We start from the raw sequence: 25,075 nt of genomic DNA on the forward strand, positions 1-25,075 counted from the left end.
CACAAAAACAAATGGAGGGATAAACACCTCCATTTGTAAAAGGACAACTATTTGCGCTTGTCAATCGTTATCGCATGGATCTTTCTTTTGAACATTCCGTTTCAGGGTCATTATAACTTATAAAGCATGAAATGACCACTTTCTTGCTTCGTTAATCTGAAAGAACAGCATCTTGCACATTTATTTTCTCGTTTATCAATCCTGCCTCTAAAAAAGTATCTGCAAGCTTCTGTTGGGCATCCACCACTTCAGGTGTGATGTCAAATACTCCATATTCTCTTCTTTCCAAAGTTTGCTTCCATACATCTTTCGAAATGCCAGTTTTCTGTGAAAAGTTTTCGGCAGCCCCTTGTTTGTCTGCTTGAATCTCTTTGTGAACCTTCTCTAGTTCACTGATCACTAAATTTCGAAGTTCACGATTTTCTTGAAAATAATCGCGTCTTCCTACAATAAATCCATATTGACGCGGGAGACCTTTTGCATCGGCAATGATTCTAGCACCTCCACTTTCTTCTGCGTCCGCAAGATATGGATCCCAAATCACCCATGCATCCACATTGCCGCGTTCAAAAGCTCCTCTAGCATCTGAAGGCTGTAAATAGACAGGAGTAATATCATTCAAAGTCAGCCCTACACTCTCTAAAGCAGTAAGGAGCAAATAATGTGCGCTTGATCCTTTACCAAAAGCAACCTTCTTCCCTTTTAAATCTTCTATCTTTTGAATAGGTGAATCTTTTGGAACAACAATCGCCCGATATACTTCCGGTTCATAGGCAAGATAGGCTAATTCAGAATCTGAAACGGCTCCTGCAAGTACAGCAGGTGCTCCGCCTACATATCCTACATCAATTTTTCCTGCATTCAACGCCTCTAATAATGGCGGTCCTGATTGAAATTCATGCCATGTGACTTTAACTCCTTTTTCAGCCAAAATTTTTTCTAAGCTGCCTTTTTCCTTTAAGAAAAGCAAAATAGATGATTTTTGATAGCCAATTCTAAGTTCGTCTGGTAATGTCTCCTCTTCCGCTTTGGCATTTGATTTTTCCGCATTGGAAGTCTCATTTGCCTCCTCCTTGCTGCCGCAGCCTGAAATCCAAAGCACTAAAAGGAAAATTAAACTTAAAAACATACTTTTTCTGATAATTTTCATTAGTAAATCCCCCTTTAATGAATATATTTATTAAGCTTATTACGTTGATTGCCTTGCATAGACAGCTGGTGTGTTTTCTTCCTCACCCATTACGCGGCGCAAAATCTTTTCGACGAGGGCTGCAAATGCGGCATTACCGCGCTGCCTAGGACGAGGAAATTTAATCGGTGTATCCATCGCAATTTTTCCATCCTCTATCAACACCACTCGATCCGCCATTGCTACCGCTTCTTCCACATCATGTGTAATCAGCAAAGCTGTAAATCCTTGCTCCTTCCATAATCGTTCGATCAAACGCTGCATTTCAATGCGTGTTAAAGCATCTAACGCACCTAATGGTTCATCCAATAACAACAGCCTTGGCTTGCTGGCTAATGCTCTTGCAAGTGCCACCCGTTGTTTTTGTCCTCCTGATAAAACGTGAGGCCATTCTTTTGCCCTGTCGATCAGTCCAACCTGCTTTAGAGCTAACTCCGCTTTAGGTAAATCTTCTTTTTTCATGCCAATCGCTACATTTTGAATTACGCGTTTCCAAGGCAAAAGTCTGGCATCTTGGAACATAATGCGAACCTCCGGATTTAATCCCTTCATCAATTCACTGTTAGCCTTGATCTCACCAGCTGTCGGCTCATCTAATCCGGCAATTAAACGAAGCAGCGTGCTTTTTCCGCAGCCGCTTCGGCCGATGATCGCTACAAACTCGCCAGGCTGCACCTCAAGATCAATTCCGCGCAGAACGTGCTGATTTCCGAAGTGTTTCTCTACACCATTGATTTGCAGATAAGTTCCAAAAGTTGGAGATTCCACATTTATCCCCCCATTCTCTACAAGTTTTGATAATTTGGATTCCAATTTAAGCATTTTCTTTCAAGCCATTTTGCCATTGAATCCGCGATTTTTCCAAATAATGCATATAGAAGAATGCTGAGCAGCACTACATCTGTTTGCATAAATTCTCTCGCATTCATGGCCATATATCCGATACCAGAATCTGCGGAAATTGTTTCAGCAACAATTAACGTCAGCCACATGATCCCCAGTGCATATCGAACTCCGACTAAAATAGACGGGAGGGCGCCGGGCAACACCACTTGCCAAAAGAGAAGCCAGGAACGAAGTCCATATACCCGTCCCATTTCAATCAACCCTTGATCTACTGACCGAATGCCATGAAGTGTATTCACATAAATCGGGAACAACACTCCAGCTGCTACTAAAAATACTTTGGCTTCCTCCCCAATTCCAAACCAAAGGATGACAAGAGGAATCATGGCCAGGTGAGGAATATTCCGCACCATTTGAATCGTTGTATCGAAAATTCTATCTGCGATCGGAAACAGCCCGTTAATAAGGCCGAGAAACAAGCCAATGCTTCCTCCAATCAAAAAACCGATTATGGCTCGTTTAAAGCTGATCAGCAAATGCTGAAACAATTCACCAGAACGAATGAGCTCCACTCCTGCCATCACAACGTCTGACGGCACTGGAAGAATTTTTGTTGAAAGAATCCCTTTAGAGGATAACAATTGCCAAATGATTAAAATCAATATAGGCAAAAGCCATGGGATTAATTGTTTTTTTACTTGATCGGAAAACAACGACTTTTTCATTTTCTGATTCTCTCCATTTCTGCTGGTAAACTGTTGTTGGCAATAATTTCTCCAAATGGTCCAAACGGTTGTGGTTCACTGTTTCTTTGAACATGGCTTATCGGCAAGTGAGGAAACAACAGTTCAGCTGTTCTATATGCTTCCTCTAAATGAGGATAGCCGGATAAAATAAATGTCTCGATGCCGAGATCAGCATATTCCTTCATCCTTTCTGCAATTGTTTCCGGACTGCCGACTAGCGCCGTACCTGCTCCGCCGCGCACAAGACCGATTCCTGACCATAAATTCGGGCTGATTTCAAGCGACTTGCGGTCTCTTTTCACAAGATCTGACATCCTGCGCTGCCCTACTGAATCAAAACGGTCAAAAACCTTTTGTGCCTGAGCGACCGTTTCATCATCCACATATTTGATTAACCGTTCGGCTGCTTGCCATGCTTCTTCATCCGTTTCACGGACGATGATATGCAAGCGAATGCCGAAGCGCACTGTTCTTCCTTGTTCCTCTGCCAGCTTTTTCACCTGATTCAGTTTTTCAGCAACCTGTTTCGGCGGCTCTCCCCATGTTAAATATACATCTGCATGCTTTGCCGCTACTTGCTGGCCAGCCAATGATGAACCGCCGAAAAAGACAGGCGGATATGGTTTTTGCACTGGCGGGAACAAAAGGTCTCCTCCTTCCACCTGCAAGTAACGACCTGTGAAATCGACTTTTTCATTTGCAAGCAGCTTTCGCCAAATTGTCAAAAATTCGTCAGTCACTTCATATCTTTCATCATGTGAATAAAAAATTCCATCACCCTTCAGCTCCACCGGATCACCGCCGGTTACAACGTTTACTAGCAATCGTCCATTTGAAATTCTGTCAAATGTCGAGGCCATCCTTGCAGCAGCGGAAGGAGCCATCAACCCCGGCCGAACTGCCACAAGAAACCGTAAGTTTTCCGTAACGGGAATTAAGGCAGAGGCAATAATCCAAGCATCTTCGCAAGATCTTCCAGTTGGAATCAGCACCCCGCTGTAACCAAGGCGATCCGCTGCTTGGGCAATTTGTTTGAAATAAGACAAATCGGTTGTACGTCCTCCAATGGTAGTACCTAAATAATGCCCGTCACCATGTGTTGGAATAAACCAAAAAATGTTCATTTTTCACTCCACCCATTTCGTTTTTAGATTTTCATCTGTCATTCAAGGTTTTAAATGCGCAAAAAGGCCCCTTTCTTAGCATGCTTCTGCTAAGTAGGAGCCTCCAGTTGTCTGGTCGGTTCGCTATTGTTTTCATTTAGTTGTTTGTTTCCTCCAAAGCTGCTTCTTTTACATTGATTTTTTCAGGAATTAATTTTAATTGATGAAAAGTATCTGCTATTACCTGCTGATCATTTAGAACTTGTTCGCTTATTTTCTGAACACCATATGTTCTTCTTTTAGCTGCTTTTTCAAGCGAAGCAACATCAATTCCCAATTCAGGTGACAATAGTTCTGCAACTTCTTTTGGAGCACTTTTAGCCCATTGATCTGTTTTATTGATTTCTTCCAATAACAGATCGATAACCTCTTTATGATTTTCGGCAAACTTTCTGCTCGCTAAATAAAACTCTCTATTTTTCACTAAATCCTTTCCGTCTGCCAAAACTCTGGCGCCTGTCTCCGTTTCAGCAACAGCAAAGAAAGGATCCCAAATGACCCATGCATCCACACTTCCTTGTTCAAAGGCTGCTCTTGCATCTCCCGGTACGAGATATTTAGGTTCAATATCATTTATGGTCAGCCCCGCTTTTTCCAAAGCTTTTACGAGCAAGTAATGGACGTTTGAGCCTTTGTTGAGCGCAACCTTTTTACCTTTTAAATCCTGAACAGTGCGGATGGGTGAATCTTTTGGAACAAGAATAGCTTCTGAAAGAGGGCTTTCTGGCTCATGACCAATATAAACTAAATCAGTGCCTGCCGCTTGTGCAAAGATCGGCGGCGCTTCGCCAGTATGCCCGATATCAATGCTGCCGACATTTAATCCTTCCAAAAGCTGCGGACCTGCCGGAAATTGAATCCATTCGACAGAATATCCGTGACTTTTTAACGCTTTATCCAGCGTTCCTTGTTTCTTTAAGATGTTTAATGTCCCGTATTTTTGATATCCGATTCTAACTACCTTTTCCTCTTTATCTTTTGTTTCTTGAGATTCACCGGCGCTTTTCACATTCTTTTCTTCTCCTGAGCAGCCGGATATAACAGCAAATAAACTAACAATCATGATTAAAAGCAAGGCAAGCAAAGATTTTTGATTTTTTCTCCTCATTTTGCTACCCCCTTTGTCCTTATAAAAACTATTAGTCAAATTTATTTACATTCTTTTTGAAATGCAGGCTTTTCAAGTGATAATGATCTTGGCGACATTATTTATTCATTCTACGGATGGAGAATCTGAAAAAAACTTTATTTTTTCCAAGTCAGCATAAAGAATCTCATCATTTTTCACGTTCAGTTGATTCGCCTGTTCAACACTCAAGTCCACTTCGATCAGATCATTCGTTTTCAATCTTTCCAATTCCAAACGGACAATCGGGCCATAAGATTGGATGCGGCGAACCTTTACTTGAATTGATTTTTGATTATCATTATGTCGAGTTATTCGCACTTCATGAGGACGAATATACCCGATCATTTTTTTCGTTTGAATGTTTTCATCAGGTGCAGCAAATAATGCTTCTCCGATATGTAGGCGACCATCGTTCACTTCAGCATGAAAAACATTAACACGCCCTAGAAACTGATACACGAATTTCGTTTTTGGATGTTGATATACTTCATCCGGTGTTCCGACTTGCTCAATTTGTCCATTATTTAAGATTACCACTTGATCAGCAACCTCTAAGGCCTCTTCTTGGTCATGCGTAACAAAAACAGTTGTTACATGTAATTGTTCATGCAACTGCCGCAACCATCTCCGCAATTCTTGACGCACTTTTGCATCAAGAGCTCCAAACGGCTCATCAAGCAGAAGCACGTTCGGCTCCACTGCTAACGCTCTAGCTAATGCAACTCTCTGCCTCTGTCCGCCTGATAATTGAGCCGGGTAACGGCGATCAAGACCATTTAATTGGACTAAATGAAGCAATTCATTTACTTTTCGTTGGACGTCTTGTTTGGACGGTCTGTCTTTTCGCGGACGCACTTTAAGTCCGAATGCAATATTCTCAAAAACGTTCATATGATGAAATAAAGCGTAATGTTGAAAAACAAAACCGACATTTCTTTCACGGACCGTTTTTGTCGTATAATCATGGTCGCCAAAATAGATGCTTCCGCTATCAGGCATTTCCAATCCGGCAATCATCCGCAGCAACGTAGTTTTCCCTGAACCGGATGGACCTAACAAAGCGGTAATCTTCCCTGACGGTATTGTTAAATTTACTTCTTTTAATGCTTGAAATGAGCCATAATTTTTAGAAATTTGCTTCACATTGATATCCATGATGCACACTCCTTACCCTTTTCCATCAACTACACCCTTCCATTCAAGCACCCCTTTAACAATTAATGTAACGATCGCCAACATAGCTAAAAGGGAAGCGACTGCGAATGCAGCAGTAAATTGGTACTCATTATATAAAATTTCTACATGGAGCGGGATCGTATTTGTCATTCCTCGTATATGCCCTGACACAACAGAAACGGCTCCAAATTCACCCATTGCTCTCGCATTGCACAGGATGACGCCGTATAAAATTCCCCATTTGACGTTTGGAAGCGTCACGAATAAAAATGTTTTCCATCCGCTGGCACCTAAAGATAAAGCGGCTTCCTCCTGTTCACTCCCCTTTGCCTGCATGACCGGTATTAACTCGCGGGCTACAAACGGAAAAGTTACAAATAAAGTAGCCAAAATTATGCCTGGGACAGCAAAGATTATTTTCAATCCGAGCGAATCTAAAACCGGCGCTAACAAACCTTGTGCACCAAACAATAAAACAAAGCTTAAACCAGCGATAACGGGCGATACAGAAAACGGCAAATCAATAAGCGTGATGAGCCAGGTTTTCCCGGGAAACTGAAACTTTGTGATACACCATGCAGCAGCAATACCAAAAATAAAATTTAATGGCACTACTATTGCTGCGGTCAAAAGTGTAAGACGGATCGCTGATTGAGCATCCGGTTCTGTAACCGAAGCAAAATAAACTTCTAAACCGTTTTTCAAAGCTTCTGTAAAAACAGTAATTAGCGGGATAATGAGAAAAAAACCAACAAATAATAGAGCCGTTCCCGTCAATATAAAACGAATCCACGCAGATTCTGTATGAACACCGACAAGAGGCTGTTTCTTCGTTTTAGTACCCATTTGAGGCATAACATCTCCTTAGTGACTTAATGAATAAAATATTTTCGACTCGTTCTCCATTGCAAATAATTTATAAGAAAAAGCAGGAAAAAAGAGATAATCAATACAATAGCGGCAATCGCTGTTGCCCCCTCATAATCGTACTGTTCCAATTTGGTGACGATCAAAAGAGGGGCGATCTCCGTTTTCATTGGCATATTGCCGGAAATGAAAACGACTGATCCGTATTCGCCTAACGCCCGCGCAAATGCGAGCGAAAACCCGGTGAACATCGCAGGAACAAGTGATGGCAAAATCACTTTCCAAAACGTTTGCCAACGGTTTGCACCTAAAACAGCTGCCGCTTCTTCGTACTGCTGATCTAAATCATGCAAAATGGGCTGGATAGACCGCACAACAAACGGCAATCCGATAAACGTTAAAGCAATTACGACACCGAGCGGGGTATAAACAGCCTCAATACCGAAGCGGTCCAAATACTGTCCAATAACGCCTGTCGGGGCATAAACAGCTGTTAAAGAAATTCCCGCTACTGCAGTTGGGAGAGCAAACGGCAAATCGATTAATCCGTCGATAATTCTTTTCCCTGGGAAATCATATTTCACTAACACCCAAGTAAGCAAAAGACCAAAAACTAAATTGATGGCAGCGGCAATAAATGAAGAAACAAAAGATAAACGAAGCGAGGCTGCCACCCTGTCAGTTGTGACGATTTGCCAAAATTGCTCCCAGCTGAGTGTTGAGGCTTTTAAAAAGATAACGGACAAGGGGATCAACACTATTAAACTAAGATAAGTTAGCGTAAAGCCCATCGTGAGTCCCCAACCTGGAATAACCCCTTTTCTGTGCTGTTGTTTTGTTTTGGCCACTTCCAATCCTCCATTCATCGGAACAAATCATTATTTCGGCTGATAAATTTGATCGAAAATACCGCCGTCGTCAAAATGTTTTTTCTGAGCCTCTCTCCAGCCCCCAAACAGTTCGTCAACTGTAAAGAGTTCCAATTGCGGGAATGTATCTTTATATTTTTCAGCGACTTTTGGCAATGTTGGACGATAATAATGCTTCGCTGCCAATTCCTGTCCTTCTTCCGTGTACAAATATTTCAAATACTCTTCAGCTACTTCGCGCGTTCCTTTCTTATCAACCACCTTGTCTACAACAGCAACAGGAGGTTCTGCTAAAATGCTTACAGAAGGTACAACAATCTCAAATTGATCCTTTCCTAATTCATTGATAGCTAGAAAAGCTTCATTTTCCCAAGCAAGAAGAACATCACCGATTTTTCTTTCGACAAATGTTGTTGTAGCACCCCTTGCCCCGGAATCTAATACTGGAACATTTTTATATATTTTCGCAACAAATTCTTTTGCCTTCTCTTCATCGCCGCCATATTTTTTCAATGCGTATCCCCATGCAGCTAAATAATTCCAGCGCGCTCCACCCGATGTTTTTGGATTGGGGGTTATAATCGAAACATCAGATCTGACAAGATCGTCCCAATCTTTAATACCTTTCGGATTTCCTTTGCGTACTAGAAACACAATAGTGGACGTGTAAGGAGAACTGTTTTTATCCAATCTTTGTTGCCAATTTTTTTCGATCAATCCAGTATCTGCAATGGCGTCAATATCATAAGCCAGCGCTAACGTTACAACATCTGCCTCCAAACCATCGATAACAGACCGCGCCTGCTTGCCAGAACCGCCATGTGATTGCTTTATCGTAACCTCTTGACCAGTTTTTTCTTTCCAATAGCTTGCGAAAGCTTTATTAAAGTCTTGGTAAAACTCACGTGTAGGGTCATAAGAAACGTTTAATAACTCGACTGCCTTTTTATCTCCCTCTGAGCTGGAGCTGGCACTTTCATTTTTTGAACCACAAGCACTTAAAACAAGAGCTACACTTGTAATAACAGATAATAGAAAAAATAGTCCTTTTGACTTGCGTTTATTTGTAATATTCATAAAATTCATCTCCCTTTCCGCTATGTTTCGATGGCGGTGTTATAAATAAAAAAACTTCCTCGATCCGGGAATATTGAAAAGACATAGGGAGTCTTCGGTGGACCGATCGACGACCTCTTTATGATATTGTTTTATATGTTCACTTAGCCCCTTTGTTATGGCTATCCTTTCGTTCTAAAGGATAACGGAATTTTTCCAATTTTTCGATTTGTGTAATTCTTGAGTCATGTACAATAATTTGCACAGATCCGTATTCCAAATCTTCTAGTGAACGTATAATTCTTTCAATCCACTCCTGATCAATTTTCGTTTTTAACAAAGCTCTCCCCTCCAATTCCCGTTGTAATTCTTTTATTCAATAAATCATCTAAAGTTGTTTGTTCAAGAACGCGGGCAATTGTGTCACGTACAACCGTCCAAAGCGGCTTTAATAAACACTTATCTTCCAATGGACACGGCACATAAGCCGTCGTACTGGCACACCCCATTGGAGATAAAGGACCTTCAATTTGCCGGATAACCTCCCCTATGTTAATGTCAGTCGGCGATAAACGGAGCATATAGCCTCCTTGTATACCCCTTTTACTGTGCACATACCCCAATTTTCTTAATTGGAGCAAGATTTGTTCCAAGTATTTGACCGTAACTAGCGTTTGTTTGGCGATTTCATTGATCGGACAGACTTTTCCCTGTTGCTGACCAAGTACAAGCAAAGCACGTAATGCATATTCACCTCTGCTTGAAACCTTCACCAAATGCCCCCTTCCCCTGAAAGTTTACTAGATTAATCTCGACTAAAACGGTAGGGATTTTCACGACAAAAACTTTTTGATAGTTTAAGAAAATAATATTGAGTTACATTTTAATCGTATTAATCCTATATGTCAAGTAAGAATAATAATTTTTTTGTACTTTTTTCCATTATTTTTCCTTGACAAATGAAAAACATTGTAAAACAAGAAGAGTCATCATGCTATTCGGGCAAAAAAATTTTTTTGTGCAATCATTTGATGGAGTTTTTCATGTAAACGGGCTAAAAGCACCACGAATTTTGCATAGTTATTTTGTGAAATATTGAGGATACAAAAATGCGACTCTAAACCTTTATCACAGTTTTCAAGACATAACATACACTAAAAATAGCTAAATAACTTTTAAGGTAAAGGAATGGAAAACGATGCCTGCAATTGTTGGTGCTATGAAGGTAAATAGCGTCGGGACGGCCAGTGTCGTTCATGTCGGAGACGTCGTAAACATTTCACCATACAGTGAAGTGAAAACATTCGCAGGGGCCGGTTCCTTCAATACAGGCGACGGTCTTTACGTATTTAATCAAAACAGCATTACGAATACGTTTGACAGTGATCTCGTTGATCAGCCGCAAGTGTTAAACGCTTAGAGGGTGGTTTTATGAATTTTTATATTCAACAATCGATTCACATACAATTTATACGTATCGGAACGATCGCCAATTCATCCGTATTTCAAATCGGCAGCGCCGGAATCATAAAACCGCTGTCGAATTTATACAACACAGGACAATTTACTGAACCGGCTCCCGCTCCATCCGGCCAGGGAAACGGAGTCATTGTGCCTCTCCGTCCACCAAGCATTTCATAGCGATTCACCTTTCATTTGGAAAAGAATATAAATATGGTAACGAATGCTGATAAAGGTGGGGAGAACATCATGAATTACACTGTGCAATCATTATTGCAATATATCCTAAAATTGGAACAATATCTCCATTCCCAAAGCAAAAGAATCGACCATCTGGAAAAAGGGTTTCTTTACCTTGAAGAACAAATGGAAGAGATCAAAAACAAACCTTATACAAATATTGAAAAAGTTGAGTACAAATTTGACCAATTGAAAATCGAAACGCTCGAAGGAGTCTTGAATATCGGCTTAAATCCTGCCGATCAGGAAGCAATTGAACAATTTTCCGTAAAAAATGAAGAACTAAACGTCGATGATGTTCATAGCGAATTAAAACAGCAAATATTCGAACAATGCGTTGAAAGCATTCATAGTTATTTACAAGAAGAATGTCCGAAAAAGATTGAAGACTTTGCTAAAAACTATGAATATGAATTAGATGAAACATATAAAGCTATCATCATAGAAGACATTAGAAAACAACTTGAAGGAAGGATTACTTATTATCTACAAAGACTCCGTCTCCATGAGCAAACAGATATAAAAGAAAAAATACAATGGATTGAAGAAAAGGTAAAAAAAGATATTGATCAATCGATCGATCATTTTTTTAAACATTTCCCCAATAAAAAGAAAGGCGACGAATTGTCATGAATTTTACCGTCATCAATAACGGCTTGCATGTGGGCATGGTGAGAATCATAGGGGTTTCAAGTTCATCAGTTTTTTTAATAGGGGATGCGGATAAAATCTCTCTTTCTTCCATTTTTGATACGCCACCTGAATCATTAATCATCGGTCCATTTGTTCCTTTGTCATTAGACTAATGTATTTGTTAAAAAGATTTGCGAACATAAGAGTGGCGTATATACACTCAGTAGACATCTGTTCCGTATTCCAAATCGGTGACGCGAAAAAAATTACCCCTAAAACGAATGTTCTGGCAGTTCAGCGGGACTATGAAAAATTTAATACAAAGGAAGGGTCGTTTCGCTCCTATCAGCTTTTCCGCGAATCCATTCCTCAGCCTTCCTTTGACGAGCAATTTTCCAGCGCATATTCAAACAATTCTCCGAACATATATGTCGATCACGTAAAAATTTTGGGCATCTCATCTTCAAGCATCGTGAACTTTGGATCAGCCGAAGAAATATGCGCGGAAGCACGAATAAAACATATTCGACAATTGTCTAAAAACGTTGATGGCGACGAAAAACAACGGTAATTTCAACAGGACAAAACATATTGATCCCTGAACAATAGATTTTCTCTACGCATGTGATTTATGAGACAACAAGGAAAAGGATGTTCCTCATGCCAGCGATTGTCGGACCGATAAAAATTAATTCCGTTTCAGGAGGAGTTGTGAATTTCGGAGATTCCTTTTATTTATCTCCAAAATCAGCATCAAAATCCATCAGCGGCTCTGGTAGCAGCTGCACAGGCGATTTTCATATTAATAACAACGGTCTCAGCATAACAAACGGAATCGATCCGGACGTAAATGATCAAAACCAGACGGCAAATGCATAGCCGCCTGGTTCGTTAAAAAAACTTAGTGAAAAATAACGATTGGATTTATATTATGATCCAGAAACACTATTTGCGAGCAGGACATTCAATTTGTTGTCCTGCTCAATAGAAAAAGCGCATTGTCTTGCATTTCAGATCAAAAGACTCTTTTTAGGAATGTGGATGTCCTCATGATGCACAAATAGAGTGAAACTATGAATCGGTTCAAAGAAGCTGAAAACCTGCATTAGTTTTTTCATGGACTGTTATACAGTTAGAAAGCATTCGCACTCACAACATTAACATACAATACAGTTAATTTCGTAAAGTGATTTTCATCCCGTTGTAAAAGAGGAATTTTATATTTTATAAGACTCGCCTTTTCATAGTCTTATTTTTTTGACGGAAAACTTTTACTCAACCTATTTCAAAACGGGGTAAATTGCAGATGGTACCGTTCTCCTGTTTTTAAGCTTATTTGGAAATGCTGAAACGATTTGTGCATGATGCAGCAGGCGTCACCATCGAACCTGCTTTTTTCGCTTATTTGGAGAATGCTGAAACAGCACATCTTGTCAAAACAATGAAAAACGGTTAACAAGTACGGATGAGCACAGCAATCAAAACATGCTAAGATTAGCAGGGGCTGTCTTAGAAAGTCAAAATCCATTGAAAACGAAACATCATAAACATTGATATATCAACATTTCTAAAACATTAACGGGGCGTCTATAAGCCGGAAAATCGACTTATTAGACAGCCCCGTCATGTTGAGCGGTTAAGATCCTTTAGAGAATGTAATACTTGCTGTTAACTGGTAACGGCATACTAGGTCAGAAATATCCTTGCTTCATGTAATTAAATCGTTTCGATTCGCACGGTCGTTCCATTTCCGGAAGGTTCAGCTGGCTCAATGATCAGCCGCTTAGGCAATCGTTCCCTTAGCTCCTGCACGTGACTGATTACGCCAACGGATAAATTTTGCGATTGCAGTTTTTCCAAAGCCGATACAACCGTATCGAGAAGCTCTGCATCAAGCGTTCCAAACCCTTCATCAAGGAAAAAAAACTGAAGCGGATATTTTCCGCGAAGCTGAATTTGGGTGGACAACGACAAAGCTAAGGCTAAAGAAGTTAAAAATGTTTCTCCGCCAGATAATGTCGAAACAGGTCGTTTTACTCCGCCATTTGCATCGTCACGCATGATAAAACCGCCTTCTGAATCGACTTCAATCGCATATCTTTGTCTTGTCAATTCCCCAAGCCGCTGTGAAGCATCAAAGCTTATTTGTTGAAGCTGTTCCTCAGCCATGTATTCGACAAAACTATTCCCTTTCAGGACGGCTTGAAGTTTTTCTAACCGATTAAGAAGAAGCTGCAACTCTTCTTTCTCTTTTTCTATTTCCACATATCGTTCATGTTTTTCCTTTAACAGCTGCAAATGCTTTGCCGCCGCGCCTCTTTGTTCCATTGCTTCGTTTACTTGCTTTCTAGCTTCTTCTAAGCATTTTTTCGTTTCTTCCCATGTTTCCTGCTTAAGAACAGTTCCGCCTAATTTTTCTTCCAGACGTTCAATTGCAGATGCTACATGCTCCATTTCTTTTTTATATTGATCTAGACTCGTTTGCATAGCCAGTTTTTCTTCTTCCTGCAAAACGGAATTTCTCACTTCATGCACATTTGCAAAAGGAGTCTGCTGTTTTCGGTCGTTCCAATTTTTTTCCGCTTTTTCAAGCTTGCTTATACAGCTTGTCAATTGCTGTTTGGCGGTATGGAGCTGACTTTCAGCTTTTTGATATTCATTTGCCGTTTTTTGGAAAATATCATAAGCTGCTTGTTCATCCCTTTTTAGCTGTTCAAGGGCAAGATCGATCCTCTTAAGTTCTGTTAAAAGGTTTTCCTTTGCAGCTCTTTGCGCTGTGAGCCTTTTCTGTTTATCGGCTATCAGTTCTGCCTGCCTGTCCATTTCTCCTTTTTTGGCAGCTAATTGAGAGGAAAGATTGAGTATTTCTTCCCTTAACCGCTCGATTTCCTGTTCTTTTTCTTGAATAAAGCTGACGCTTTTTTCAATTCGTTCGTGCAGCTGTTCAACGAGCGAGTCTTTTTTACTAATTTCCTTTACATACATCTCGATTTGATCCATATCGAGATCAGCAAACTCTAAATCCCACTTTCTTTTTTCTTCTTCCAGCTGCTCTATTACATTTTGCAATTGTAGCATGATTTCGGATAAGTCTTTTCCCCCAGCATCCAGCAACGGTTCTATTTGTGCTGTAATATGGTTGACTTCACGAATGTCTGCTATTGTTTTTCTTATTGCGTCTTTTATTTCTAAGTAATCTTGGTTCAAAGCTTTCCATTCGATTTTAAATTTGTCATATGCCAAAAGATCATGAGGCTTATCGTCCATCGTAATGATCGGCTCTTCGTTAGCCGACGCTATTTCTTTCACTCCGGCAAGGAATGACTGTTCCGCTTGTAAATCTTCAGTCAGCTCCTGCAGCTTTTGCTTCAGCGAGGAATACAACTGTTCGGTTTGATCACATTCTTTGAAAATTCGTTCTAGCTGCTGCGTTGTTTCTTCTAATTTTTTTAAACGTTCAATCGAAAAATGTCTGTTCGGGGCCGGATGATGTGTGGAGCCGCAGACAGGGCAAGGCTCCCCCTCCGTCAACTGCTCGGAAATCAAAGCTGCCGCCTGATTTGTTCTTTCTTCTTCAAGCTGACTTTTTGCAGCCTGTAAATCATCCTTTACTTTTTCTTTAAAAAATTCATGCTCCCGCATTTGGCTGCATAAACGATCATAAACTTTTTGTAATTGATTGAAATTACCTGCCAGGCGTTCGTTTAATTCACTCTTTTTGCGGGCGAACTCGTCAGCCTTTTCCCGCCATTCGTTAAGTTGGTCTTCTTTCTTTTGCTTTTTGCTTTTTAATTCATATTCGTCTTTCATAAGCTGCATGATTTTCAGCTTCTGTTGATATGCTTTTTGGATTTTTTCCCGGAATTCTCTTGAAACTGTTTCTTCTTTCGCCTGCTGTTTTAAAGCCTGCTGCTTCTCTAACGCCCTATTTAATAATTCGCTCGTCTTTCTCTCTGTATGCTGTTTTTCATGCAACCTCATTTTCAATGCTTCATAGTCTTCTTTCAGCTTTGCAAACGATGCTTCATCCTCTTTGATTTCTGCATCCAATGAGATAAGCTGTTTCAATAGTTCACGTTTTGTTAAAAGCTCCGGCTCTTCAACAGCTTTTTTGGCACGAATCGCTTCAAAAGCTTTCTTTTTTTCTTTATAAAGGCTTGCTAGCTTTTTCTCTTCCTGCTGCCAATGCTCTGTTTCTTTTTCAAAACGGTCCTTTTCCGCTAAATGTTCGAGCACTGCTTCCGCATATGGTTTCAGCATCTCCGCTTGCTCCGCTTTTTTCAGCTTTTCTTCGATTTCTTGAAACCGCTCCTTTTCTTGCTCAAGCTCCTGTCGTTTTTTCTCATAAGTCGTTTTTTCCGTCTGCAAATTCCAGATTGTCTGAATCCGCTCAAATTCCTTTGCTGCCTCATCCAGCTGCTTTTCCCGTTCTTTCAGCACTGTATCACAGCGTATAAACGTTTTTTCAGCCTCTAAAACGGCTTCTTTCGAGGCATCGCCAAGACCTGCTTGTTCCGCTGACAATTCAGCGAATTGCTGTCTTGATTCCAAAAGACGTTTTTTCAGCTTTTTATTTAATTGGTCGCCGAATCGTTCCAAATTGAACAATCGTTCAAACATTTTCCTTCTTTCCGAGCCTTTTAAAGAAAGAAATTCAGCAAACTTCCCTTGCGGAAGGACAACAGCGCGGGTAAAATCCTCTATCGTCAGCCCTAAAAGCTCGTAAATCTTGTCATTTACATCATTTGTTTTATCTGCCAAAACGACCGTTTCTTCTCCTATTTCGAGAAGCCGGCACAGCCTTGTGTTGATCCTGACATTATCCACCCGCTTAAATGTTCGTTCAACAGTGTATCTTTTTTTTGATCGGCCATCTTCAAGCTCAAATGTAAAACTGACATATAATTGATCTTCCGCATGGTTCATTATCCCTTGCGTATTATTGGCCGCTCGCTCTACTTTTCCATAAAGCGCTAACGTAATGGCATCCAATATCGTTGATTTTCCGCTGCCAGTCGGACCAAATATTCCGAAGACACCGCCGTCGCATAGTGTTTCAAAATCGACCGTCTGCATCTTTCGATAGCTATTCAGTCCAGCTAAAGAAAGTTTTATCGGCTTCATGACTGTGCTCCTTCCTCTTTTAAGTCTTCAGAGAGCAATGTCATAAACAGTTCAATGAGCTCTGCCTCCGGCTCGGCGCCGCCAGTTTGTTTTTTGTAAAAACGTTTAAACATTTCATCAATCGGGAGATTTTCTCTTCTTTCTTGTTGGATCTTTTCGGCTTCTTTTTCAAAAATCGGCCGGATGTGAATAAAGCCGTCGTGCCATTTTCTCAACCGATGAATTTCTTCTAATGAAAGGCTGTCGGTCAAAAAAATTTCAAGATCAATCCATGCGTTTTTGTCTCTTCCTTCTTCAAGCCACTGGTGAACTTGAAGAAGACCGCCAGTTGCTTTCCATTTCACAAGCGGTTTTCCGCTCGACAAATAAATTTCGGAAACAACCGCGTTCTCGCCGGGTTTTGCATCGATCACTGTGACAGACTTCGTATAACCTGCCTCAGAAAAGCTATAGGCAAGCGGCGATCCAGAATATCTTGCCGGCACATTGGACTTTTTAACATTTTGCGGCCGGTGAAGATGCCCCAATGCGACATATTGCGCTTTTTCCGGGAGGCTTGTGGCTCGAACTGTATACGCTCCGCCGACTTCAATCGGTCTCTCCGAATCTGTCGTGCTGCCTCCGGCTACATAAAGATGGCTCATGGCAATATTCACCGTATGAGGTTCAAACTCTCTGCTCATCATTGCAAACAAGCCGCGAATTTTTTCATCGTAATGCTCTCTCAATAAGAGTTCATCATATTCGTTTGAAAGCAGTTCATTCAGCCTTGCTTCCGACGGATAAGCAAGCGCCGCCAGCTTCATTGTTTCATTTGTCCGCGGAACTTCAACCGTTAAAACATCGCCTCTCGGGTAGCCGATCAACTCGATCGCCTGCTCCTTTGCCAGCGGAGCTGCTGCTTGCAATCGTTCCGGACTGTCATGATTTCCGGAAATGATGATAACACGTCTTTTTCCTCTATCAGAAAGTCTTGAAATACTTTCATAAAACAGCTTTTCTGCTCCTGCCGGAGGATTCACCGTATCAAAAACGTCTCCTGCCATCAAAATGACATCAATTTTCTCCTTTACAACAATTTCATACAGTTCATCAAGAAACTGTGCCTGCTCTTTTAGCCTGCTCCGACCTTCAAGCGTTTTTCCGAGATGCCAATCCGCCGTATGCAAGATTCTCAATTGCCTCACCTCTAAAATAGTCTGCAAATCTATAATTTTATGATGAGCCCTGCATCAAAAAAGAATAAATACCGATCATCGACTCGTCTTTTTAAGATTGACTCTACCGCCTTTGCATACAAGTCAATTTGAATTTCATATCGAGAAGCAAGCACCTGTTTTGCCTTTTCAATGGATGGAAAACGATCCTTTACCGCATCCGTTTTGTAATCTAACAGAACGAGCCCATCGTCATCTTCAAAAAGGCAGTCGATCACACCTTGAACGATGACCGTTTCAGTATTGAGAGAACTTCCTTTTTCGTAAATTTCGTTCGCCGGCACTGCCAAATTGAAAGGGATCTCACGAAAAATTTTTTTTGCGCCTTTTAGGCGTCTACCCAGCGGTGATTCAAAAAATTGCACAATTCCTACTACATTGACCGCTTCCACCTGCTCCTCCGTTAATATTTCTTTTTTCACGAGAGAATGCACGGTTTGTCGAATCGTTTGTTCCGTCAAGTCTTCACCCAATGGCAAATGCTGCATCACTGTGTGCATGGCCGTTCCTTTTTCTGCTGCTGTAAGAGATTTTGCCTGCATAAATTTCGGACGCTTGTACGAGGAATTCCCTTGTATTTTCTTCTTTATGGAAATGTCGCTGTATTCATCTGAAAATTGAAGTCTTCTTTTGATTTCCGTCACCGATTGCTTCGACCGGAGAGAGGCTGCATCTGAAAAAGGATAGCTCCAGGACAACTGACTTTGCACTTGGTTGGCGAAACTACTTGTTGACTGAACAGGAACGAAATTTCTCAAAGCGTCCATTTTTTCATCCATCATAACCGCTGCCTGCTCATTTTGCTCTTTTAATTTTTCTTCAGGAATCACATCAATTTGCAATTTCACCGGATAAGAGAAGATTTCATCCGCTGCTTCTCTTTCTTCTTCTCGTAAAATTGCCGCATCTTTATGACGGATGACAGCAGGACCGATCCAATCTAAATAACATACTGCCTTTAAACGATCGTAATCTGGAAGCAGCCATTCGCGGTGAGTGAATGATTGCTCCCATTCTTTAAACTTTTTTTCTCCGTCTTTCACTGTGCCAATTAAAAACAGCTTTTCCTTTGCTCTAGTCAAAGCCACATACAATACCCTAAGCTCTTCCGAAAGCATTTCCATTCTCAATTTCTTTTTTACAGCTATATAAGGAAGAGTAGGATACACAATCCGCTTTTTTTCATCGATAAACAGCGAGGCAAACCCTAATTCTTTATCGAGCAAATATTTTTTGGTCAAATCTTTCATATTAAATCGTTTAGATAAACCTGCACAGAAAACAATCGGAAATTCAAGCCCCTTGCTTGAATGAATCGTCATAATTCGGACAACATCTTCCTGCTCTCCTAAAGCTCTTGCTGCTCCTAAATCATCGCCCCGTTCCTGCATTCTTTCAATAAACCTCAGGAATCGGAACAATCCCCGAAAGGACGTTTCCTCATATTGCCTTGCTCTGTCATATAATGCCCTTAAATTGGCCTGCCGCTGCTTTCCGCCGGGCATTCCGCCTGCAAAATCAAAAAAGCGGGTATCACGGTACAATTGCCAAATTAAATTCGAAACGGAGCTTTTTCTCGCCAAGTTCCGCCATTGATTGAGCCGGCTGACAAATTCGCTTACTTTTTGATAAAGCTCGCTATGATGGGCTTTTTCTTGCTGCAAAAATGATTCAAGTGCATCGAAATACGGACCGTTTTTCTTATAAAGACGGATGATGGCAAGTTCATTTCCGCTTAAGCCGACAATCGGCGAACGCAGCACAGAAGCGAGCGGAATATCTTGATAAGGATTGTCGATAATTTTTAAAAGCGAAAGCATAATGGCCACTTCTGTTGCTTCAAAATATCCTGTTGATAAATTCGCATACACCGGAATACCTTGCTGCTTAAACTCTTCCATGATTTGCGGCGCCCAAGGCATCGAACGAAGCAGGATCACAATATCTCTGTATGTGACAGGTCTCGTACGATCAAGCTTTCGGTCGTAAACAGGAAAGCCTTCCTGAATAAGCTCTTTTATTTTTTTCGCCATAAGGCGGGCTTCAAGCTGCACCGTTTCCAATTCTTCTTCATCAAATTCAATCATTATTTCTTCTTTTTCTGCTAATTCCTCCTTCCGGCGGTCTATTAGGAGGAGCTCTGTATTCATTCTACTGTTCTCTGGATAACGTGCGCCAAGCTTCAATTCTGCTGCCTCATCATAAACGACTTCGCCTACAGTCTCTCCCATCAATTGTTTGAAAAGAAAATTTGTGGCGTCCAAAACTTCTTTTCGGCTGCGGAAATTTTTAGCTAAATCGATGCGCAAGCCGGAATTCGTTCCGCTGGAGGTAAACCGTTTATATTTCGCCAAAAACAATAACGGTTCAGCCAGCCGGAAACGATAAATGGATTGTTTTACATCGCCGACCATAAATAGATTTCCTTCCGCTTCATGATCTTTTGACACCAGCTTTAAAATCGCTTCCTGCACCAAGTTGGTATCTTGGTATTCATCCACTAATACTTCTTGAAATTGTCGTTTAAAAAACAAAGCAGCATCACTCGGAACAACATTTCCTTTCTCATCTTTTTCTGTTAATATTTGTAAACAATAATGCTCAAGATCCGAAAAATCGACAATTCCTTTTTCTTTTTTCATTGCTTCCAGCCGGACAGCAAATTTTTTCACCAAGTCGGCTAAACAAATCATTGTGCGCTTCATTTTTTTCAAATCGAGCAGTTGGTTTTGAATATCCCTAGAGAAAAGCTCATTTTTTAATTTCTCTATTTCCTTTGTCGCTTTCTTTCTCATTTCCGTCACTTCATCAATGAGCTCTTTTCGATATTCTTCTCCCCTGCATGCCTTGGCGCGTGTCGGTTGAAAAGCTCTCATTTGCTCGGCAAGCTCCTGCCACGATGAAGCGTTTATAATGTTTTCCACCTGTTTCATGTCATCGAGTAAATTTTCAGCCCTTGGAGAGGGGCCGCCCGGCAATTTCGTAATGTCGAGAGCTCTCGCTAACAAATCCTTTATTCCGGAAAGCTGTATCGCTATATCCTTCCGTAAATATTGAAAAAACGGCAAGTCCTCGTATGATTCAGCTTGTTCTATGTCATACATTTGCACCATTTCATCAAGCCATTTTTCCGGGAATGGATTAGATCTAACAAATTCATAAATGGATCTAATAATTTTTTTGATTTCATCATCTGAGCGATCGCCTGTATATTTGTCAACTAATTCGAAAAATAGTTCATTATGCTCCATTCCGTATTCTTCTTCTAACAATTCATCCATGCAATCTTCCATTAACAGTTCCATTTCTGTTTCGTCCGCTATTCGAAACCCGGGATCAATATCAATTTTGTAATAAAATTTGCGAACAACTTGCAGGCAAAAAGAATGCAATGTTGATATTTGCGCTTTGTTTAAAAGGGTTAATTGGCGGCGCAGATGGAGGGAAGAAGGCTGGTTTCGCAAAGCCTTTGCCAGCGCTTCGCCAATTCTGCTGCGCATTTCTGCAGCCGCAGCGTTTGTAAACGTTACGATTAACAGCCGGTCCACATCTACAGGATGCTGATTGTCGGTCAGCTTGCGAATAATCCGCTCAACTAGAACGGCCGTTTTCCCTGATCCGGCAGCGGCCGCCACTAATATATCTTGTCCGTCGGCAACAATCGCTTTCCATTGTTCATCGGTCCATTGGCCTTTTTCTAACTTTTTCAGCTCATTCTTCATCTGAATCCACCTTCTCTCTTACCTTTTGCAGCACTTCTTCCCCTTTTAAGCTTTTCAATATGCGAAAACGGTTCGTTTCAATCGATTCATCAAATTGACAGACCGATTTAAAGGAACAAAAGGTGCAAGGCGTTTTCTCTTTCATTTTATATGGCGCAATGGAAATATTTCCGTCTGTTATTTCCGTACCGATCCGCTTAAATTCGCGCCGGATATACGAGCGTAATGCATGAAATTCATCCTCGCTGGCGATTTGAGAATTTGCATAAAATTCCCCGGTTTTCTTTATGCCGGCTTGAACGATTTTGGAATAGCCGCTTTCCAATTTTTGATCCATTAACCGCACCGTTTCTTCGTCTCCAAGCAGCAAGCCTTTCATTTTAAATTTCTTCAAAATTTCTTCTTCTATTTCATCATCCGTTAATAAATCTGGGGACTGTATGAACGGATCATGAATATGGAAATACAGCACCCCTGCTGGAGTCGCTTCTACGCCAAGCCAAGATTGAGAATTGGAAATAACAACATCCAAGTAAGTGAGCATCTGCAGCGCAATGCCGTAATACACTTCTGCCAAATTTAATGTTTTGTCGCTCGATTTAAAATCGACGATGCGAAGCAAAAGACCTTTCGAACTTTCCGCTTTATCCACTCGGTCTATCCTTCCGACGACCTCCAACGTACATCCGTTTTCAAGCTTAAATCGGAACGGGGGGAGCTTGCTTTTTTCATCAAATGATATTTCTAAACCAATTGGGACAAAACCGCTTGCTTTTGCATGTTCGCTTAAAACCTTTGATGCGCGGGCAACAATATTTTGAAGCTTGCGTTTAATATAATAGTGGCGGTTTGTGCTCATTAAAATTTCTTTTTGCAGCTTCGGCGCCAGCTGTTCGACTGCATCATGAGCAAGTCTTTCGCAATTCTCCTTTGTTAATTCGCGCCATTCTACTTTCATGCTTTGAAGCCGGTCTGCCATCAGCTTTAATGCCGCATGGAACAATTGGCCGATATCCGGCGCTTCCAATCTGTAATACTCCCGTTCTTTTAACTTTAAGCCGTGAGAAGCAAAGTGGGCAAAAGGACATGCCCGAAACCGCTCCATCCTTGAAACGCTTCCTTGTATTTTCCGTCCATATAATTTTCTGCTTACCTCTTCGGATAAAGGTCTTTCTGTATTTGAATAAAACAGGCTGGCAATCGCCTTTTTCGCTTTGCTGCTCCATTCTTGATCATATACAAAATAATTGTAAACATCCCACCACAGCTCATGGAGAGGATACTGCTTTTTCCAATTTTGCAATTTTGAAGTTAAAACAGACAAAGAAACATTCGGACTGACAATAAAAGAAAGCTGTTCTTCCGCCTCCTCACTTTCCGGTTCATTAAGAGAGATCATTTCCTTAGCATCTGGAAATATTTCTTTTAACCGTTTGACAATAATAGACGGCATGAGCGCTTTTCCTTCTTCATCCGCCAAAGAATACGATAAATACAGCTTTTGCTTAGCAGACGCGAGCGCTAAATAAATCAAAAAATTTTCATCCAGCAATTTTCTTCGAGCTGTCGGCGCAAGCTTCACTCCATTATGATATAGAAGCTCTCTTTCATCATCTGTTAAAACTCCGTCTTCCACCGGTTTTGCCGGAAGCACTCCGTCATTTGCTCCTGCAATAAATGCCGTCTTAATGCCATATAAACGTGACCGGTCAAGTGTTGCGACAATCACTTGGTCAATGGCCGGCGGAACGAGAGAAAATTTCATCGATTCCATTCCGGTTTCGACCATTTCCCTAAACAAATGAATGGAAATTTCCTGATCGCCCATAATTTCTACAAATTCATCCAATAGCTCCATCACAGCATTCCAAACTTGATCATGCTCCCTTGCTTCAATCAAGTTCCCTCCATTTTCCGCATCTAGACGAAGAAGCTCCAGCTTATCAGGCACTTTTGTTTGTTCTAAATACATATATAGCGCTTCGGCCATATCCCTGCCGGTTTTGGCGCGTTTCATCTTATTTTCCAATGCCTGCAGAGGCTCCACAATCAGCTTCCGTAATTGATTGATCCGTTTTTCTATTTCCTCTTCTTCATCTGTCTTTTTGTCGTTGCCATAGAATGAATGGTACTTCCTGTACGTCCAGCCGGCTTGATCCGTCCATTTTTTCCCTTGAATACCGTAGGCAAGCACATAATTTTCCAATTGATCCATTTCTTTTCTCATTTCGGCTTTATCGGCATCTAGCGGGTAAAGAAATTCTGTTTTAATCGTTCTGAAAACAGCTTCATACCGCCAGTTTCCGGTTATGACTTCCAAGCTCGAGCGGATAAATTCGATCAGCGGATGATATGTCATTGAGCTTTTTTCATCTATAAAAAAAGGAATCTCGTAATCTTGAAACAATTGCTCCAGCAAATCTCTGTAATCGGACATGTTTCTAATAAGCAGTGCAATCTCCCGAAATCGCACTCCCTCATCCCGAACGAGGCGGATAATTTCTCTAGCAATCCCTTCAATTTCGGCGCGTCTATTCACCGCTTGCATAAATACAATCGCGCTGTCTCCGTGAAAAGGTTCGGGAGTATGGGAAGAGTACATTTTTTCTAGATGAACAAGTGACGGCTCTTCAATAAAACGTTTCCGGTCAGTCATATATGCTACTTCATCAATGGAAATATTATTTCGTTCAGCCATTTTTTTCAGCAAAGAAAAGGTTTCAGCCGTCATGTAAAATAAATGAAGCTCGTCGGCAACGGCCTCTTCAGGCGGTTTATCCAATGTGAGAGCAATTGTTATAGAAGAAGCTGTTTTCATCATCGATTCGACTACTTGCAATTCTTGAGGCGTAAAATTGTGAAAGCCGTCGATATAAATTTCCGCTCCGTCCATGTAGCTTGATTCATAAATCTTCTCTGAAAGAAGCTGCAAATAATCCTCTGAATCTATGTATTTATCAGCAAATAATTTTTCCACGGAACGATAGATGCCCGCCAAATCTTTCAATTTATCGGAAAGAATCCGCTCTCTATGATCATGGCTTTCCGCTAATTTTTTTACTTGATCATCGAGCATATCTGGACTGATGATATATCTTTTCATTTCTGTAATCATCTGTTCGATATGCTCAATAAAGCCTTTTTTTTCACTGGCTTTGGAAAACACTTTAAATTCGTGCTTTTTTTCTTCGATGATTTTTCGAAGAAACATGTTCATGCCTGTTTGGGAAATAAAGGTACGGCTGATGCCTCCTTCCTCCTGCAGCACCCTCCACGCCAAACGGTTGAAGCTCAATACTTGCGCTCTAATGATTCCTCCTAATTCCGGAGTTTTCATCAGTTCATATTCCATTTGAAAAGTCATTTGATCTGGAACAAGAAACAAAATAGGTTTTCCATTATACGGATCTTCTTTTAATTTTTCCCTAATTTCGTTTAAGATTGCCGTCGTTTTTCCTGTGCCGGATGAACCGACCAAAAACTTAATACCCATGAAATCTCCCCCCTTCAGAAGGCATCCAAACGGAAAATGGGACAATTTTCTTGTCCCATTCTGATTTCGTGTTTATGAATACATTTATTTTACTGTAAATGGTTTTGAAAATCCATTGATTCGGACAATCCGAATTTCCAACTA

21 protein-coding genes are annotated in these 25,075 nt (G+C 40.9%); 6 read left to right on the forward strand and 15 right to left on the reverse strand.

Features of this window, described 5'->3' with window-relative positions; translation table 11 throughout:
• Nucleotides 1-151: 151 nt before the first annotated feature.
• From FB379_RS00595 to FB379_RS00645, 11 genes are all read right to left on the reverse strand, one after another.
• Nucleotides 152-1,150, reverse strand: a complete 999-nt coding sequence (locus FB379_RS00595) for an aliphatic sulfonate ABC transporter substrate-binding protein (protein ID WP_186439323.1) — start codon at nucleotides 1,148-1,150, stop codon at nucleotides 152-154.
• Nucleotides 1,151-1,189: 39 nt separating this feature from the next.
• Nucleotides 1,190-1,957 carry an ATP-binding cassette domain-containing protein gene (locus FB379_RS00600; protein WP_242009262.1) on the reverse strand — a complete coding sequence of 256 codons (768 nt, stop codon included), beginning with the start codon at nucleotides 1,955-1,957 and terminating at the stop codon, nucleotides 1,190-1,192.
• A 17-nt stretch (nucleotides 1,958-1,974) separates the two neighbouring features.
• Nucleotides 1,975-2,760 carry an aliphatic sulfonate ABC transporter permease SsuC gene (ssuC, locus tag FB379_RS00605; RefSeq protein ID WP_066250605.1) on the reverse strand — a complete coding sequence of 262 codons (786 nt, stop codon included), beginning with the start codon at nucleotides 2,758-2,760 and terminating at the stop codon, nucleotides 1,975-1,977.
• A complete protein-coding gene (gene ssuD, locus FB379_RS00610; RefSeq protein WP_066250608.1) occupies nucleotides 2,757-3,905 on the reverse strand; it encodes an FMNH2-dependent alkanesulfonate monooxygenase in 1,149 nt (382 codons plus the stop codon). The genes ssuC and ssuD overlap by 4 nt, the downstream gene beginning before the upstream one ends.
• A 136-nt stretch (nucleotides 3,906-4,041) precedes the next feature.
• On the reverse strand, nucleotides 4,042-5,052 hold the full coding sequence (locus FB379_RS00615; RefSeq protein WP_130158334.1) for a sulfonate ABC transporter substrate-binding protein: 1,011 nt from the start codon (nucleotides 5,050-5,052) through the stop codon (nucleotides 4,042-4,044).
• Nucleotides 5,053-5,157: 105 nt separating this feature from the next.
• A complete protein-coding gene (locus FB379_RS00620; RefSeq protein WP_063386638.1) occupies nucleotides 5,158-6,228 on the reverse strand; it encodes a sulfate/molybdate ABC transporter ATP-binding protein in 1,071 nt (356 codons plus the stop codon).
• Nucleotides 6,229-6,240: 12 nt separating this feature from the next.
• A complete protein-coding gene (gene cysW / locus FB379_RS00625) occupies nucleotides 6,241-7,095 on the reverse strand; it encodes a sulfate ABC transporter permease subunit CysW (RefSeq protein ID WP_094246455.1) in 855 nt (284 codons plus the stop codon).
• 26 nt (nucleotides 7,096-7,121) lie between these two features.
• Nucleotides 7,122-7,964 carry a sulfate ABC transporter permease subunit CysT gene (gene cysT, locus FB379_RS00630; protein ID WP_261308785.1) on the reverse strand — a complete coding sequence of 281 codons (843 nt, stop codon included), beginning with the start codon at nucleotides 7,962-7,964 and terminating at the stop codon, nucleotides 7,122-7,124.
• 30 nt (nucleotides 7,965-7,994) lie between these two features.
• Complete coding sequence (locus tag FB379_RS00635) at nucleotides 7,995-9,062, reverse strand: sulfate ABC transporter substrate-binding protein (RefSeq protein ID WP_063386636.1); 1,068 nt, start codon at nucleotides 9,060-9,062, stop codon at nucleotides 7,995-7,997.
• Nucleotides 9,063-9,201: 139 nt separating this feature from the next.
• Nucleotides 9,202-9,381 (reverse strand): YezD family protein, encoded by a 180-nt coding sequence (locus tag FB379_RS00640; protein ID WP_094245314.1) that lies wholly within the window; start codon nucleotides 9,379-9,381, stop codon nucleotides 9,202-9,204.
• The gene (locus FB379_RS00645) at nucleotides 9,362-9,814 is read right to left on the reverse strand and encodes an RrF2 family transcriptional regulator (protein WP_063386634.1); all 453 of its coding nucleotides are present in this window, start codon (nucleotides 9,812-9,814) and stop codon (nucleotides 9,362-9,364) included. The genes FB379_RS00640 and FB379_RS00645 overlap by 20 nt, the downstream gene beginning before the upstream one ends.
• A gap of 425 nt (nucleotides 9,815-10,239) precedes the next feature.
• On the opposite strand from FB379_RS00645, the gene FB379_RS00650 reads away from it, so the two are divergent.
• The 6 genes from FB379_RS00650 to FB379_RS00675 all read left to right on the forward strand — a co-directional run bounded on the left by FB379_RS00650 (nucleotide 10,240) and on the right by FB379_RS00675 (nucleotide 12,254).
• Nucleotides 10,240-10,461, forward strand: a complete 222-nt coding sequence (locus FB379_RS00650; protein ID WP_063386633.1) for a spore germination protein — start codon at nucleotides 10,240-10,242, stop codon at nucleotides 10,459-10,461.
• An 11-nt stretch (nucleotides 10,462-10,472) separates the two neighbouring features.
• A complete protein-coding gene (locus FB379_RS00655) occupies nucleotides 10,473-10,682 on the forward strand; it encodes a spore germination protein GerPB (RefSeq protein WP_063386632.1) in 210 nt (69 codons plus the stop codon).
• 69 nt (nucleotides 10,683-10,751) lie between these two features.
• On the forward strand, nucleotides 10,752-11,375 hold the full coding sequence (gene gerPC / locus FB379_RS00660) for a spore germination protein GerPC (RefSeq protein WP_063386631.1): 624 nt from the start codon (nucleotides 10,752-10,754) through the stop codon (nucleotides 11,373-11,375).
• Nucleotides 11,372-11,548 carry a hypothetical protein gene (locus FB379_RS00665; RefSeq protein WP_063386630.1) on the forward strand — a complete coding sequence of 59 codons (177 nt, stop codon included), beginning with the start codon at nucleotides 11,372-11,374 and terminating at the stop codon, nucleotides 11,546-11,548. The genes gerPC and FB379_RS00665 overlap by 4 nt, the downstream gene beginning before the upstream one ends.
• A 32-nt stretch (nucleotides 11,549-11,580) precedes the next feature.
• On the forward strand, nucleotides 11,581-11,946 hold the full coding sequence (locus FB379_RS00670) for a spore germination protein GerPE (RefSeq protein WP_157727918.1): 366 nt from the start codon (nucleotides 11,581-11,583) through the stop codon (nucleotides 11,944-11,946).
• A gap of 89 nt (nucleotides 11,947-12,035) precedes the next feature.
• The gene (locus FB379_RS00675; protein ID WP_063386628.1) at nucleotides 12,036-12,254 is read left to right on the forward strand and encodes a spore germination protein; all 219 of its coding nucleotides are present in this window, start codon (nucleotides 12,036-12,038) and stop codon (nucleotides 12,252-12,254) included.
• An 837-nt stretch (nucleotides 12,255-13,091) separates the two neighbouring features.
• On the opposite strand, the gene FB379_RS00680 is transcribed toward FB379_RS00675, so the two are convergent.
• The 4 genes from FB379_RS00680 to addB are packed head-to-tail and all read right to left on the reverse strand — an operon-like array spanning nucleotide 13,092 to nucleotide 24,931.
• Nucleotides 13,092-16,499 (reverse strand): AAA family ATPase, encoded by a 3,408-nt coding sequence (locus tag FB379_RS00680; protein ID WP_144596660.1) that lies wholly within the window; start codon nucleotides 16,497-16,499, stop codon nucleotides 13,092-13,094.
• Entirely contained in the window at nucleotides 16,496-17,677 is a 1,182-nt protein-coding gene (locus FB379_RS00685) for an exonuclease SbcCD subunit D (RefSeq protein WP_130157162.1), read from the reverse strand. Before FB379_RS00685 ends, FB379_RS00680 begins: the two co-directional genes overlap by 4 nt.
• A gap of 29 nt (nucleotides 17,678-17,706) precedes the next feature.
• Nucleotides 17,707-21,438: a helicase-exonuclease AddAB subunit AddA gene (addA, locus tag FB379_RS00690; RefSeq protein ID WP_144596662.1), complete on the reverse strand. Its 3,732-nt coding sequence runs from the start codon at nucleotides 21,436-21,438 to the stop codon at nucleotides 17,707-17,709.
• Nucleotides 21,428-24,931: a helicase-exonuclease AddAB subunit AddB gene (addB, locus tag FB379_RS00695; RefSeq protein WP_144596664.1), complete on the reverse strand. Its 3,504-nt coding sequence runs from the start codon at nucleotides 24,929-24,931 to the stop codon at nucleotides 21,428-21,430. The genes addA and addB overlap by 11 nt, the downstream gene beginning before the upstream one ends.
• Nucleotides 24,932-25,075: the final 144 nt, after the last annotated feature.

The organism is Aeribacillus composti, assembly GCF_007827555.1.
Taxonomy (GTDB): domain Bacteria; phylum Bacillota; class Bacilli; order Bacillales; family Aeribacillaceae; genus Aeribacillus; species Aeribacillus composti.